The organism is Micromonospora sp. CNZ285, assembly GCF_004637285.1.
Genome location: NZ_SPQD01000001.1, coordinates 5,544,395 through 5,557,827 on the forward strand (window position 1 = coordinate 5,544,395; position 13,433 = coordinate 5,557,827).

The window sequence follows — 13,433 nt, forward strand, 5'->3', positions numbered from 1 at the left end:
TCCCTTCCTACGGTGGTCCGGTGAGCGCCCGAGCGGTGGCCTCACCGGTGACGGTGGCGGTCTCTTGCACGCCGAACAGACTCAGCAGGTCCCGGCTGTAGGTGATCTGCACGCTCACCCGGATCTGGGTCTCGGTGCCGACCACGGGGAAGTCGACCTCGTGGTCCTGGACGCCGCCCGCGGCGTCGAGGTAGGCGGCGACAGCGGCGCGGGCGGCGACCTGGTCGATCCGCTTCGGGCCGCCCTCGATGGCCCGCGCCCGGTCGATCATCTGGCCGCCGGCGCGGGCCGCCTCGGCGGCCAGGTTGTCCGCGCGCTGGAGCGTGCGCAGTTGACCCGCGCCGTCGTAGGCGAGGCCGATGATCGCGAGTACGCCCGTCATCGCCACGGCCAGGAACAGGCTCACCCGGCCGTTCTCCGCCTCGCGCCGCCCGGTCATCCGCGACTCCGGTAGGTGTCCAGCGGCGAGGTGAAGCTCGCCGAGACGGTCTTGCCACCCGGCACGCCGGGCAGGCCGGGCGCGCTCAGGTCGTCGAAGGAGACGGTGCAGGTCACCGTGACGGTCACGGTCGCCGGCACGCCTGCGGCGCTCTGGTACGCGGCGGCGAAACTCGTCGTCGTCCCGGCCACCGAGCCCGCGAGATCGAGCTGGGGCTGGCCGGTGCAGTTCAGCCCCGCCCAGCCGAGCTGGTCCCAGGCGGCCGTCTCGGCGGCCTCCGCACCGTCGTCGGCGTTACGGGCGAGCGAGGCGGCCCGGGCGGCGTCGTGGGCGGCCGTCTCCACCGCCTCGTCCGCGATCGCGGTCCGCCCGGCGACCCCGGCCAGCACCATCAGCCCGATGAAGGCGGGCGCGAGCACCGCCACCTCGATCGAGACGGAACCCCGGTCCCGCCGCGCCCCGGCGCTCATCCCGTGGTCCAGCGTTCGGCCGGGCCGTGCGCGGTCTGCGTGACCTCGAACGAGACGCCCGGGATGACCGACAGGGAGCGTCCCTGCACCGTGCAGGTGACGCCGGTGGCGCTCTCGACGCAGGTCGGGCCGGTCTGCTCCCAGCCGACCAGCCAGTCCCCGGACTGTTGCAGGAAGCTGATCGCCCGCTGCCGGCCGGCGTCCGGCCCGGCGTCGATCGTGCGCTGGGCGTTCACAGCGGTCTGCGCGGCGTTCAGCGCTGTGGACCGGGCCACGAACCAGACGGCGACCTGGATCGAGCCGAACAGCATCACCAGGATCACCGGCATCACCACGGCCAGCTCGACCGGGTTGGCGCCCCGCTCGCCCTCGGCCAGGCGGGCGCGCAGGGCGGCGGCGAACCGCCCCGGACCGGGCGGGCCGGCGAGCCGGCCGGCAGACGCCGGCCGGCTCCGGACCGTACGGGCGGGGCGGGGCATCACGGGGCCTGCGGCGCCGTGTTGTTCGGGATGGCGTTCATCCAGTTGTTCGCCTTGGCCAGGGCGAGCCCGGTGACCGCCATGGCCACCGCGACCAGGCCGAAGATGATCACCGCGGTCGGCACCGGGCTGTCGCCGCGCTCGGAGTCCCGGCGCAGCTCGGCGAGGCGGGTGCTCACCGCCACGTACAGGTAGGCGTACAGGTGCATGGTCGTCTCCTTCTCGGGTGGGTTCACAGACGGGCGAGGAACGGATAGACGGCGAAGCCGAGCAGGACGAACACCAGCAGCGAGCCGGGGATGTCCAACTTGCTGGTGACCCCCTCGGCCCGGGCCAGGTTGTCGGTGCGGATCTGGTCGCGCAGCGAGTCGGCGCGGGACCGCAACGTCTCGTGCACCTGGGCGCCCTCGCTGCCGGAGGAGCGCATGATGGCGCCCACGTCACCCAGCTCCGGGATGCCGATCCGCTCGGCCAGCTCCTGCAACTCGTCCCAGGGCGAGTGCATCTGGAGCTGGGCGAGCCGCAGCGCCTCCCGGATCCGGTCGAAGACCCAGCCGTCGCAGACCGCCGCCGCGCGTTCCAGCGACTGCACCGGGCCGTGCGCGGCGGACAACTGCAACGCCACCAGGTCGAGGTAGGTGCAGACCGCCTGCCGGAACTCGTCCCGGGCGGCGTCGGCCTTGGCGAGGACCGCGCGGTGCGCGAGCAGACCGGCGCCGAGGGCCAGGCCCAGGCTGGCCACCACCGGTACGGCCACCGGCAGCGCCACCCCGCCGACGAAGAGCACCGCCGAGGCGACCGCCGGGGTGGCGAACCCGATGAGCGCCGACAGCAGCACCGACAGCGCGTACTGCTCCGGGGTGCGGTCGAGCAGCGCGAGCTGCCGGTGCGGCGGGCGCAGCCAGCGGGCGAACCCGCCGAGCCAGTCCGGCCCGGCGCCGGCGGCCGGGGCCTGGCCGGGTGGCTGGTGCAGCCGGCGCAGCGCCGGACCGAGCGCCGGGGTGGCCGGCAGCGCCTCGCGGACGACGAGGAACAACCCGAGCCCGACCGCGCACCCGCCGAGCACCGCGATCGCCAGCTGCCAGTTGAGTGCGCTCACGCGATCGCCTCCTCCAGGTCGGGCGCCGGCAGGAACCGCGCCGGCCGGGGCGGCTGGCTCATCGAGCGCACCCAGACCAGCAGGCCGACGAACGCCGCGCCGAGCACCGCCATCACGAGCTGACCGGTCACCGTCCCGTAGGGACGGATGTAGTCGCTGTTCACCAGCCCGTACGCGAGCGTCGCCAGCGTCATGCCGGTGAGGAAGCGGACCGCGAACCGGGGCTGGGTGCGCTTCGCCTCGACCTCGCGCCGGGTCGCCACCTCGGCCGAGGCGGCGGTGGCGATCGACCCGAGCACGTCGCCGAGGCGCTCGCCCCGGTCGGTGAGGTGCAGGATCAGCGCGGCCACCACCTGGTCGGCGACCGGGTCGGCGATCTCGTCGGCGAAGGCGAGCAGCGCGGAGCGGGCCAGCCAGCCGGCCTGGAGGCGGGCGGCGAGTGTGCGTACCTCCTCCTGGATCTCCTCCGGTGCGGTGGCGATGGTGCCGATGATCGCCTGTTGGAGTCCCTGGCCGGTGGCCGAGATGTCCTTGAGGCGGCGAGTCCACTCGCCTACGGCTTCGACCCGGGCGATGGCCCGCTGCTCGGCCCGGCCGACCGCGAACAGCCACGGCACGCCCGGCACCGCGAGCGCCACCAGCAGGCCGACCACGGGTAGCCCGGTGAGCAGGAACGCCGCCGCCCCGGCGACCACAGCGGCGCCGAGCAGGAGCTGGTAGCGGCGCTGGTCGGCGCGGCTCGCGCCGGAGCCGGTCCAGAGCCGGCTCAGGCCCGGCCCGGTACCGGGCGCCGGACCCGGCGGGCGGCGGGTGCCGACGAGCGCGACGACTGTCAGCACCAGCCCGGCCACGCAGGCGGCGCCGGAGACCAGGGCGATCAGTTCGATCTGCGTCACGCCGGGCCTCCGCTCGGCCGCGCCCCGAGGCGGGTGTGCCGGGGCCGCCGCCACGCGCCCATGCCCGCCTCGACGAACCGGGTGAGCAGGCGGGCGTCGTAGCCGACGCGCAGCAGCTGGTCGCGGATGCGTTCGGGCAGGTGGCGGGGGACCGCGCGGCCGTCCGGCCCGGGGCCGAAGACGGTCGTCGTGGTGATCCGGTTGCCCTCGCCGACGCCGATGACCTCCTCGACGTGCGAGACGAACCGGTGCTTGCGCCCGCCGATCGCTGTCTCGTCCTCGACCGTCACGTAGACGATCAGGTCGAGCGCGTTACCGGCCATCCGGCGGGCCTGGTCGACAGTCATCTCCCGGCCGTGGGACAGCGCCAGCTCGATGATGCGTTCGCTCACCCCCGAGGGCGTACGCGCGTGGATGGTGCACATCGACCCGCGGCTGGTGGTCATCGCCTGGAGCATCGGCACGATCTCCCGGGACCGCACCTCGCCGACGATGATCCGCAGCACGCCCATGCGCAGCGACACCGGGATCAGGTCGGCGATGCTGACCTCACCCGCCGGCCGCCCGTCCGCGCCGCGCTCGCCGTGCCCCTCCCGGGACTCGAAGCTCATCACCGCCCGGTGCTTGTGCCCGCGCCGGGCCGGCAGCAGTTCCCGGCTCTCCTCCAGCAGCACGTACGGCTCGTCGGCCGGGATCTCGTCCATCAGCGCGCGGATGACAGTGGTCTTCCCGGCCCCGGCGAGCCCGGCGACCATGATGTTCAGCCCGGCCCGCATGGACGCGCGGAGGAAGTCCCGCAGCAGCGGGTCGATCATCTCGTCCAGGTCGGGCCGGCCGCCCGCGATGTCCTCCAGGCTCACTTCGAGCGTGTTGTGCTTGCGGATCACCGCGTACGGGCGGTGGCTGACCAGGAACACGGCGGCGAGCCGGCTGCCGTCCGGTAGTTGCAGGTCGAGCGTGGGCTTCGAGGTGGACAGCGACCGCTCGGTGGCACCGGCCCGGCGGGCCGCCGCCTGGAGGATCTCGACCAGCTCGTCGTCGGTCTCGGCGATCGGCTCGGCCCAGTCGACGCCCCCGCCGTGCCGGGTGATGCGCACCTGGTCGCAGCCGAGGATGTGCACCTCCTCGATGCTGTCGTCGACGAGCAGCGTCTGGAGCCGGCCCAGCCCGACGAGTTCGGCCGTCACCTGGTCGAGCAGCAGCCGTTCCTCGTCCGCCGCCATCGGCGTGCCGGCCCGGCGTACCGAGTCGGCGTACGCGGACACCACGGCTACCGCCAGCCGCGCGCGCTCGACCTCTTCGGCGTCGGCGTCGAACTCGCGTCCGCGCTGCCAGTGCGTGAGTCGCTCGCTCAGCTCCCGGCGCAGCTCGCGGACCACGGCGAAGTCGACTCGGGGACGTGGCGGTGGCACCGCCGGCGCGGCGGGCATCGGACCGGGTACGTGGTGCCGCCCGTTCGGCGGGGCCAGCGGCGGGACCGTGGAGACGACGCCCGGATGCTGGACGCGCGGGTCGTGGGATACCGGCTCAAACCGCACCGGACACCCCCGGCACGCTCGGCGCGGTCACCGCGCGCGGTGTGGCTGCCGCCCCGGGCCAGGCCAGCCGGGCGCGCCGCCGGTCCAGCAGCGCCCGTACCGGCACCTCCAGGGCGCCGGCCGCACGCATCAGCGGCCGATTGGCCCGTACGGTGCCGCCGTGGGCGAGCACCTCGGCGGTACGCGGGTCGTGCGGCAGGCGGGCGATCACCGGCAGCCGCAGCGCCTTGCTGATCTCGCTGGTGCCGTGTCCGTCCCCGACGACGAGGAGGCGCAGCGTGCCGGGCGGTACGCGGTGCTCGGTGAGGTCCCGCTCGATCGCGCGGGCGGTGGCCCGGGTGGCGGAGAGGTCGGGTAGGTGCGCGCGGGTGACGAGCAGTACCACCGCGGCGGCCCGTAGCAGCGGCCACGGTGGACCGCCCACTGCCAGCCGGCCACAGTCGACGAGCACGTCGTACGGCGGTTCGCCCCGTTCCAGCCCCGTGAAGTAGTCGGCGAAGCGCTGCCAGAGCGGGATCACGCTGCCGGCCTGGGCCGGGTCCACCACGCCTGGTAGCAGCAGCCGCTCGCGGCGGGGCGCGTCCAGGTCGACCAGTTGGGACCAGAACGCGTGCTCCAGGCTGCCGTCGCGCAGCTCACCCACCGCCAGCTCGCCGATGCCGCGCGGGCCGTCCAGCGCCCCGCCGAGGTAACCGGCGAGGATCGAGCCGCCCGCCGGGTCGCACTCGGCCAGCACGAGCCGCCGGTGCCAACTCAGCGCGGCGGCGAGCGCGGCGGTGGTGACGCCCGGCGAACCCTTCGCCGAGACCAGGGCGATGACCGCCATCAGGCCGCCTCGGTGAGCACGAGCGCGATCCGGTCGTCGGCGGCGAGCGCCACGACAGCGGGCACGTCCCGTACGGCCAGCGCCAGGTAGACCACCACGTCGCCGTTCTGCGGCGTGGCGGTGTCGATCACGGTGCCCTCGAACCGGGTGCCGCCGCCACGGGACGCCTCCGAACCGCCGCCGGTGGCGTTCGACGGCGTGCTGACCAGCAGCACCTTGTCGCCGGGGTGCAGCTTGCGGGCCGGCACCTGCTCGGGTTCCAGCCCCAGCGCGATCTGCTGCTGACCGGCGCCGAGCAGCGGGGCCTCGGTGAGCTGCGCCTCGGTGAGCAGCGTGCCGGGGGTGAGCCGGACGGCCGCCCGCAACCCCAGCACCTCGTTCATCCGGTCGGCGGGCACCGGCCGGAGTTCCCGGCCGCCGGAGACGCGTACCGGCACCAGGTCGTCGGCGCTCAGTTGCTGTCCCACGTCGACCTGCCGGGCCACGGCCAGGTACGTGCCGGTGGAGCGGACCGAGGTGACCGCGAACGCGGCGCCCAGACCGCCGAGGGCGATCAGCAGGACCGCCAGGCCGAGCAGGCCGGGGCGGACGCGTCGTTGCCGGACCACCTTCGGCGGCGCGACCGGCGCCTCCACCGGGGTTCCGTTGCGGGCTGCCACGACACTCATCGGGTCACCACCTGAAGCTCGTTGATCTGTACCAGGACGACGCCGCTGGACCGGCTCTGGGCGATCACGCCGCTCTCGCCGCCGCCGGACCACTCGACGGTCCAGAACGTCGTGGCGCTCACCTGGTAGGTGCCGGCCGTCGGATAGCCCTGGTCGAGACCGCAGTCCGGTGAGGTGGAGCCGGCCCTCGGCCCGTCGGCCCGGTAGGGCGTGCCCGGCCCGTCGCAGGTGACGTCGATGTCGTCGGACATGTGCCAGACGATCCGGTCCACCTTCGCGGTGATCTCCACGGTCAGTCCCCGGTCGGAGGCGGACGCGGACAGCGGCCCGAAGTACGCCGCGCCCGGGCTGGCCCACATCCAGACGGGCAGCCCGACCAGGCCGGGGCCCTGGCTGCGCCGGGGCGCCACTGCGGCCCGGGGCGGGAGCAGCGAGATCGAGGCCAGCGCGCGGCGGGCCAGTTCCTCCGGGTCCGGCGGCGCGCCGTAGCCGGGCGGCGGGGCGTCGAGAAGCGCCCGGCGCAGGCTGCCGAGGTCGCCGCCGTTGCAGGTGAGCTGGTACCACTGCTTGCCGGGAGGCGCCTCTTCCTGCGGCTCTTCGAGCTTGTAGTAGCAGCCGTCGGCGTTGTTGAACCAGCCGAGAATCGGGTGGTAGCAGGGGATGGCCCGGCCGTTCCACTGGCACTTCGGGGTGCCGCCGCCCCCGCCGCCGTTGTCCCCGCCACCACCCGGCCCACCCGGTCCGCCCGGTCCGCCGGGGGTGCCGGGGTCGTCGTCCCAGACGTCGCAGTCGGTCTGTTCGGGCGGGCACGAGCCACCGGGGTCGGCGGCGCGGGCGGGTGCGCCGGTGAGCGTCAGCAGCGCGGCCAGGCCGGCGGCGAGCAGCAGCCGGCGAAGCGCCCCGGCCCGGGCCGGCCGGGCCGGGACACCCCTTCCTCCCCAGGTCAGCACGGCTGGTCCTGGTGCGCGGCACCGCCGTTGATGCGCCACCGGCCGTCCGGGTACCGGACCGCCGTGGCGGTGGCCAGGTAGCGCCCGCCGCGCGTGCCGGGCACGGCCTTGCGGTCCTTGGCGTAGACGAGCCGGTAGCCGCTCGCGTCCAGGCAGTCCTGGATCTCGACGGTGGGCGGGCGCGCGGTCAGGTCGACCGACACGACCTCGGGGTCGGAGAGCAGTTTCCCGGTACGCATCGCGCCATGCTCCTTCGCGTCGAGAATCGCCATTCGCACCCGAGTCAGCAGCGGATCAGCCAGAAAACGGGTCAGAGCGGGATGGGACGGATCGCTACGCGCACTGGCTGCCCGAGACGCGTCGAGATAGCCGGAATAGGCGGCCAGAGCCGCTTTTCCGGCCGCGTTCTCCTCGGCGCTGGAATGGGCGGCGGGTGCGGCGGCGCGGCCGGTCAGCGGACGGGTGGCCGCCTCCGGCTCGGTGCCGCAGCCGGTCGAGCCGACCACCAGCACGACGCTGAGCAGGAAGATTTCCCATCGGCGGGATTGCCGTGTGCGCAACGCCGATCCCTCCTCGGTGCCGGCCCGGGGCGATCACGCCGACCCGCTCCGGGCATGCGGAAGCGCGCCCGGAACTGTCACTCCGGGCCCCCGTCGCCACCACTTGTATTGACCTGTACTGATCGTTGCGGATTCTGTGCCCTGACTCCTCCGACGCCAATTGATCGGGGGTTGCGTCGTACCCAAGGGGCGAGCATAGGCTCACGTCCGCCGATGCAACAGAGGCAATTCACGTGAACACGGTGAGTGAAGACGGGAGGTGGTGGCCGGTGTGTGTCACCACGGTGACGAGCGGGCTTCGGCGGGGTTCCGGGCCGGCTGGTGTGTGCTCACCCGTACGCGCCGCGGCGGTGGCGACGGGCCGCCGGTATGGGTGGGGAGCGTGCCGCTCGTCCGATCCGTCCCGCCGGTCCGGCGGGGTTCACGCCCTGGCTCGTCCCGGCCGGTCGCGCGTCGCGCCGCACGCCGCCGCGGGCTTCCCCCGTCACATCCGCGCGGCCGATAAATCACTCTGCGTGCTCCACGACGGAACGCACGGCGACCGGACGGGGGATCCGGCATGACGGCTGAACGGGTGCTGCGTACCGGACCGGTGGCCGATGCCCGCCGTCCGAGCGCCCGGCTGGCCGCCGCCCTGACGGTCGTACCCCTGCTCCGGCTGGCGGTGGCGCGCTACGCCGTACCGCCGGGTTGTCCGGACCGGACGGCGTGCGACGGCTGCGGCGCCCCGATCGGGCTGGACCGGCCGCTGCCGGCGCTCGGCCCCGCGGCCCGGTGCCCGGCCTGCCGGGCCCGGGTCGGCGCGCCGCCCGCGGTGGTGGAGGTGGCGTTGCTGCTCGCGGTGGCCGTGCCGGTGTTCGCCGGCGGGGCGCCCGCCGCGCGGCTGGCGCTGGCGTGGTGGCTGGTCTGGGCGGTGCCGATGACGATCGTGGACGCGATGGCGCACCGCCTGCCCGACCGGCTCACCTGGCCGGCCGCCGGCGGCGTGTGGGCGCTGCTCGGGGTGGCCGCGCTGACCGGTCCGGGCGTCGACCCGCTGGTACGCGCCGTCCTGGCCGCCCTGGCGCTCGGCGGCGGCTTCGCCGCGACCACGCTGCTGTTCGGGCGGCGTGGCTTCGGCCTCGGCGACGCCAAGCTGGCGCTCGGCGCGGGCGCGCTGCTCGGCTGGTACGGCTGGCCGGTGCTGGTGGCCGGGCTGGTGCTCGCGCTCCTCCTCGCCGGGGTGGCCGGGGTGGCGCTGCTCGCCGCCCGGCGGGTCCGCTGGTCCGGGCACCTGCCGTTCGGGCCGTTCCTGGTGTTCGGCACCGCCGCCACGCTGGTGCTCGTCACCGTGTGATCGGCCACCCGCAGGTGCGGGCGGGTTCGCCAGGGTATCGGAGTCCCAGCCACCTCCCAGCCGGGTCTGGTTCGGTGGCGGTCCAGGCTTCGGACTCGGGAGGGCACGTGCCGCACGGCGACGACGGTTGGCGGATCCGGCGCACGAGCGCGGACCTGGACCGGCTGGGCGAGACCGAGTCCGTCTTCGCGCTCGCCAACGGCTGGGTGGGCTGGCGCGGGACGCTCGACGAGGGCGAGCCCTGCGGCATGCCCGGCAGCTACCTCAACGGGTTCCACGAGCAGCACGAGCTGACCTACCCGGAGAGCGGGTACGGGTTCCCGGAACGCAGCGACACCGTGATCAGCGCGCCGAACGCCGCCCTGATCCGGCTCTGGGTCGACGACGAGCCGCTGGACCTGGGCACCGGCACGATCCGGCGGCACCACCAGGAGCTGGACCTGCGCGCCGGGGTGGTCCGGCGGGAGACCGAGTGGGTCTCGCCGGGTGGCCGGGGTGTGCGGATCCGCAGCACCCGCCTGGTCTCGCTGACCCGCCGTCCGGTCGCCGCCGTCGACTGGGCTGTCGAACCGCTGGACGAGCCGGTCCGGCTGCGGGTCGGCGCCGACCTGCTCGCCAACCAGCGGGTGCCGGAACGCGCCGACGACCCCCGGGCCGCCTCGGTGATCCACGACCCGCTCACCGGCGAGATCGGCCGCGACGACGGCCTCGACGGTGTGCTCGTGCACCGGACCGGGCGCAGCGGCCAGCGGGTCGCCGTCGCCGTCGCGCACCGGGTCGAGGCGCCCGACGAGATCGCCACCGACACCGAGCTGACCGCCGACCGGTTCCGGCTGGCGCTGTCCGGTCCGGTACGCCCCGGCGAGCGGATCCGGGTCACCCGGTTCGCCGCGTACGAGTGCGCCGACGTCGACGGCACCCCGGCCGGTGAGCTGGCCGACCTGGTCGTCGCGGAGGCGGACACGGCCCGCGACGACGGGTTCGACGCCCTGCTCGCCGAGCAGCGCGCCGCGCTCGACGCGGCGTGGGCCACCGCCGACGTCGAGCTGGACGGCGACCCGGAGTTGCAGCTCGCGGTCCGGTTCTCGGTGTTCCACCTGCTCCAGTCCGGCCGCGCCGACGGCGACCGGACCATCCCGGCGAAGGGGCTGACCGGAAACGGCTACGACGGGCACGTGCTCTGGGACACCGAGGGCTACGTGTTGCCGGTGCTGACGTACCTGGCGCCGGAGCTGGCCCGCTCGGCGCTGCGCTGGCGGCACGCCCACCTGCCCGAGGCCCGCGAGCGTGCGGCCGAGCTGCGCCTGACCGGCGCCACCTACCCGTGGCGGACGCTCAGCGGCCGGGAGTGCTCCGGCTACTGGCCTGCGGGCAGCGCGGGCCTGCACGTCAACGCCGACATCGCCGACGCGGTGCTGCGGTACGTCGCGGCCACCGGCGACACCGCGTTCCTCGCCGAGTGCGGCGCCGAGATGCTGATCGAGACCGCCCGGCTGTGGCACGGCTACGGCAACTTCGACGACGGCGGCGCGTTCCACCTGACCGGCGTCACCGGCCCGGACGAGTACTCCGCGCTCGTCGACGACAACGTCTTCACCAACGTGATGGCCCGGCGGAACCTGCGCGGCGCCGCCGACGCCGCGCAGGACTGCCCGGAGGTGGCCGCGCGGCTCGGCGTCGACGCCGCCGAGGTGGCCGGCTGGCGGGCCGCCGCCGACGCCATGTTCGTCCCGTACGACGGCAAGCGCGGCGTGCACGAGCAGTCGGCCGGATTCACCGCGCAGCCGGAGTGGGACTTCGCCGGCACCGGCGAGGACGACTACCCACTGCTGCTGCACTTCCCCTACCAGGAGCTGTACCGCAAGCAGGTGGTCAAGCAGGCCGACCTGGTGCTGGCCATGCTGCGCTGCCCGGGGGAGTTCACCGCCGAGGAGAAGACGCGCAACGTCGCCTACTACGAGGCGCGGACCGTCCGGGACTCGTCGCTGTCGGCGTCCGCGCAGGCGATCCTCGCCGCCGAGGTCGGGCATCTCGACCTGGCGTACGACCTGTTCGCCGAGACGGCGTTCCAGGACCTCGCCGACCTGGGCGACAAGACCGCCGACGGGCTGCACCTGGCGTCCCTGGCCGGCGCCTGGCTGGTGGTGGCGCAGGGCTTCGGCGGGCTGCGCGACGACCGGGGCGTGCTCGCGTTCGAGCCGCGGCTACCCCGGCCGATCACCCGGCTGGCGTTCCACCTGCGCCGGGACGGGCACCGGCTGCGGGTCACGCTCACGCCGCAGGAGGCCCGCTACGAGCTGCCGGACGCCGGGCCTGGTGACGCGGTGGAGCTGTGGCACCACGGCGAACAGCTCCGCGTCACCGGCGACGGGCCGGTCACCCGGCCGATGCCGCCGGTGCCCGACCCCGGTCCCGAGCCGCAGGCCCCGCCCGGCCGCCGTCCGGAACGGCACGCTCAGGAGGCGGCCGGCGGCGACGACTGAGCCGGCAGGCCGGACATCCGGGCGACGACCTCCTCCAGCGCCTCGAACGCGTACGCCCAGTTGTGGCACTTGAAGCTGCGCAGCCCGGTGATCGGGGTGCGGCAGTCGGCACAGTGGACACCCGGGATCGCGTCCGGCACCTCGGTGTTGACGTACTTGCGTTCGCCGAGGATCACCCGCGCGATCATCGTGTGGTCGTGCACGCCGTGCAGCGCGGACGCGACGATGTCGTACCAGGTGACCCGCCGCCCGCACTTCGGGCAGTCCGGCTCGTCGCCGCTGACCCACAGCGGCGCGCCGATGCTGCGCGCCGGCATGTTCAGCAGCTTCTCCAGCCGCCGCACGTCCGCCTCCGGGGTGGTCCACCGGTGCCGCCCGGGCAGTGACGCGGGCGAGTCGTAGACGGCGCGGAACACCGCCGGCTCGACCTCCACCGTCTCCCGTTCACCTGTCATCGGAACCTCCTCGCGCCGGCGTGTCCCACCGTCGTACCAGGTGGAGACCGGGATCGGCCGGACCGTCGACACGACGGGTCAGCGGTGTGTCGCGCAGAGTGCTAGACATCGAGGCGTGACGGAGGCTGAGAACCGACCCAATGTCGCCCGGATGTACGACTACTACCTCGGCGGCTGCCACAACTTCGCCGCCGACCGGGCCGCCGCCGAGGAGATCCTGAAGATCTTCCCGGATACCGGCGTCGCCGCGCAGAGCAACCGCGCGTTCCTGCGCCGGGTCGTGCGCTGGGCGGCCGATCAGGGCGTACGCCAGTTCCTCGACATCGGCGCCGGCCTGCCCACCCAGGGCAACGTGCACGAGGTGGTCCGCGCGGTACGCCCCGACGCCCGGGTGGTCTACGTCGACCACGACGAGGTCGCGGTCGCGTACGCCCGGCGGTTGCTGCCCACCGACGGCCGCACCGTGGTGCTCCAGGGCGACCTGCGGCGTCCCGGCGAGCTGCTGGCCGACCCGACGCTGCGGGACACCATCGACCTGAGCGAGCCGGTGGCGGTGCTGCTGCTCGCGGTGCTGCACTTCGTGCCGGACGCCGACGACCCGTACGCGGCCGTGGCGACGCTGCGCGACGCGACAGTCCCGGGCAGCGTGCTCGCGCTGTCCCACCTCACCCTGGACGGCCTGCCGACGCTGCCCACCGAGCAGGGCACCGCGATCTACCGCCGCAGCAGTTCCCCGCTCGTGCCGCGCACCCGCGACGAGGTGGCCCGCTTCCTCAACGGCTACGAGCTGGTCGAGCCGGGCCTGGTCAAGGTGGCGGACTGGCGGCCCGACGGGGAGCCGCAGGCCGCGGTGTCGCACGGCTACGGCGGGGTCGGCGTCCGCCGTTGAGCGCGGTCAGTCCAGGCCGCCGTGCGCGGCCCAGAGCGCTGCGGCGCGGTCGGCCGCCGCCGCCACGAGCGCGGCCAGTTCCGGCCGGTCCGGCACCCGGAACGACACGTACGCGCCGCGTCCACCCGCTGTGGGCCGGCCGTACGCCTTCGCGGCGAGCCGCCCGTCCGGTAGCAGCCGGATGTTCAGCGTGGTCAGCGTGAACTCCTCGCCGCGCCGGGTGTCGGTCCAGCGCAACTCCTCCGGCACCGTGACGTTGATGGCGAGGGCGCTGACGTCGGGGGAAGCGGCGCTGCTCATCCGGCGATCGTCGCACGGTCCGCCCGCCGTGCCCTCCCGCCGTGC

At 74.6% G+C, this 13,433-nt stretch carries 16 protein-coding genes; 3 read left to right on the forward strand and 13 right to left on the reverse strand.

Going from position 1 to position 13,433, the window contains the following annotated elements; all coding sequences use genetic code 11:
- Window positions 1–7: 7 nt before the first annotated feature.
- From CLT75_RS25375 to CLT75_RS25425, 11 genes are read right to left on the reverse strand one after another with little or no spacing between them, the layout of a single operon-like run.
- Window positions 8–439 carry a pilus assembly protein TadG-related protein gene (locus tag CLT75_RS25375; RefSeq protein WP_135242777.1) on the reverse strand — a complete coding sequence of 144 codons (432 nt, stop codon included), beginning with the start codon at window positions 437–439 and terminating at the stop codon, window positions 8–10.
- Window positions 436–909, reverse strand: coding sequence for a TadE/TadG family type IV pilus assembly protein (locus tag CLT75_RS25380; RefSeq protein ID WP_135242778.1), 474 nt, complete (start codon window positions 907–909; stop codon window positions 436–438). Before CLT75_RS25380 ends, CLT75_RS25375 begins: the two co-directional genes overlap by 4 nt.
- The gene (locus tag CLT75_RS25385; RefSeq protein WP_135242779.1) at window positions 906–1,388 is read right to left on the reverse strand and encodes a TadE family protein; all 483 of its coding nucleotides are present in this window, start codon (window positions 1,386–1,388) and stop codon (window positions 906–908) included. The genes CLT75_RS25380 and CLT75_RS25385 overlap by 4 nt, the downstream gene beginning before the upstream one ends.
- Entirely contained in the window at window positions 1,388–1,597 is a 210-nt protein-coding gene (locus CLT75_RS25390; protein ID WP_013283462.1) for a hypothetical protein, read from the reverse strand. Before CLT75_RS25390 ends, CLT75_RS25385 begins: the two co-directional genes overlap by 1 nt.
- A gap of 23 nt (window positions 1,598–1,620) precedes the next feature.
- Window positions 1,621–2,487, reverse strand: coding sequence for a type II secretion system F family protein (locus tag CLT75_RS25395; RefSeq protein ID WP_135242780.1), 867 nt, complete (start codon window positions 2,485–2,487; stop codon window positions 1,621–1,623).
- Complete coding sequence (locus CLT75_RS25400) at window positions 2,484–3,437, reverse strand: type II secretion system F family protein (RefSeq protein WP_436971608.1); 954 nt, start codon at window positions 3,435–3,437, stop codon at window positions 2,484–2,486. The genes CLT75_RS25395 and CLT75_RS25400 overlap by 4 nt, the downstream gene beginning before the upstream one ends.
- On the reverse strand, window positions 3,380–4,921 hold the full coding sequence (locus tag CLT75_RS25405; protein ID WP_135242782.1) for a CpaF/VirB11 family protein: 1,542 nt from the start codon (window positions 4,919–4,921) through the stop codon (window positions 3,380–3,382). Before CLT75_RS25405 ends, CLT75_RS25400 begins: the two co-directional genes overlap by 58 nt.
- Window positions 4,911–5,747 carry a P-loop NTPase family protein gene (locus CLT75_RS25410; RefSeq protein ID WP_135242783.1) on the reverse strand — a complete coding sequence of 279 codons (837 nt, stop codon included), beginning with the start codon at window positions 5,745–5,747 and terminating at the stop codon, window positions 4,911–4,913. The genes CLT75_RS25405 and CLT75_RS25410 overlap by 11 nt, the downstream gene beginning before the upstream one ends.
- A complete protein-coding gene (locus CLT75_RS25415) occupies window positions 5,747–6,415 on the reverse strand; it encodes an SAF domain-containing protein (protein WP_135242784.1) in 669 nt (222 codons plus the stop codon). Before CLT75_RS25415 ends, CLT75_RS25410 begins: the two co-directional genes overlap by 1 nt.
- A complete protein-coding gene (locus CLT75_RS25420; RefSeq protein WP_135242785.1) occupies window positions 6,412–7,365 on the reverse strand; it encodes a hypothetical protein in 954 nt (317 codons plus the stop codon). Before CLT75_RS25420 ends, CLT75_RS25415 begins: the two co-directional genes overlap by 4 nt.
- Window positions 7,359–7,925: a hypothetical protein gene (locus CLT75_RS25425; protein WP_135242786.1), complete on the reverse strand. Its 567-nt coding sequence runs from the start codon at window positions 7,923–7,925 to the stop codon at window positions 7,359–7,361. Before CLT75_RS25425 ends, CLT75_RS25420 begins: the two co-directional genes overlap by 7 nt.
- A gap of 559 nt (window positions 7,926–8,484) precedes the next feature.
- Between CLT75_RS25425 and CLT75_RS25430 the strand changes: the two genes are divergently transcribed.
- Window positions 8,485–9,261, forward strand: coding sequence for a prepilin peptidase (locus CLT75_RS25430; protein WP_135242787.1), 777 nt, complete (start codon window positions 8,485–8,487; stop codon window positions 9,259–9,261).
- A 107-nt stretch (window positions 9,262–9,368) separates the two neighbouring features.
- Window positions 9,369–11,744 carry a glycosyl hydrolase family 65 domain-containing protein gene (locus CLT75_RS25435; RefSeq protein WP_135242788.1) on the forward strand — a complete coding sequence of 792 codons (2,376 nt, stop codon included), beginning with the start codon at window positions 9,369–9,371 and terminating at the stop codon, window positions 11,742–11,744.
- Here the strand turns inward: CLT75_RS25435 and CLT75_RS25440 are convergent.
- A complete protein-coding gene (locus CLT75_RS25440; RefSeq protein WP_135242789.1) occupies window positions 11,717–12,199 on the reverse strand; it encodes a hypothetical protein in 483 nt (160 codons plus the stop codon). The genes CLT75_RS25435 and CLT75_RS25440 overlap by 28 nt on opposite strands.
- Window positions 12,200–12,314: 115 nt before the next feature.
- Between CLT75_RS25440 and CLT75_RS25445 the strand changes: the two genes are divergently transcribed.
- On the forward strand, window positions 12,315–13,088 hold the full coding sequence (locus CLT75_RS25445; RefSeq protein ID WP_135242790.1) for an SAM-dependent methyltransferase: 774 nt from the start codon (window positions 12,315–12,317) through the stop codon (window positions 13,086–13,088).
- Window positions 13,089–13,094: 6 nt separating this feature from the next.
- On the opposite strand, the gene CLT75_RS25450 is transcribed toward CLT75_RS25445, so the two are convergent.
- The gene (locus CLT75_RS25450) at window positions 13,095–13,388 is read right to left on the reverse strand and encodes a hypothetical protein (protein WP_047892875.1); all 294 of its coding nucleotides are present in this window, start codon (window positions 13,386–13,388) and stop codon (window positions 13,095–13,097) included.
- Between the last annotated feature and the right edge of the window lie 45 nt (window positions 13,389–13,433).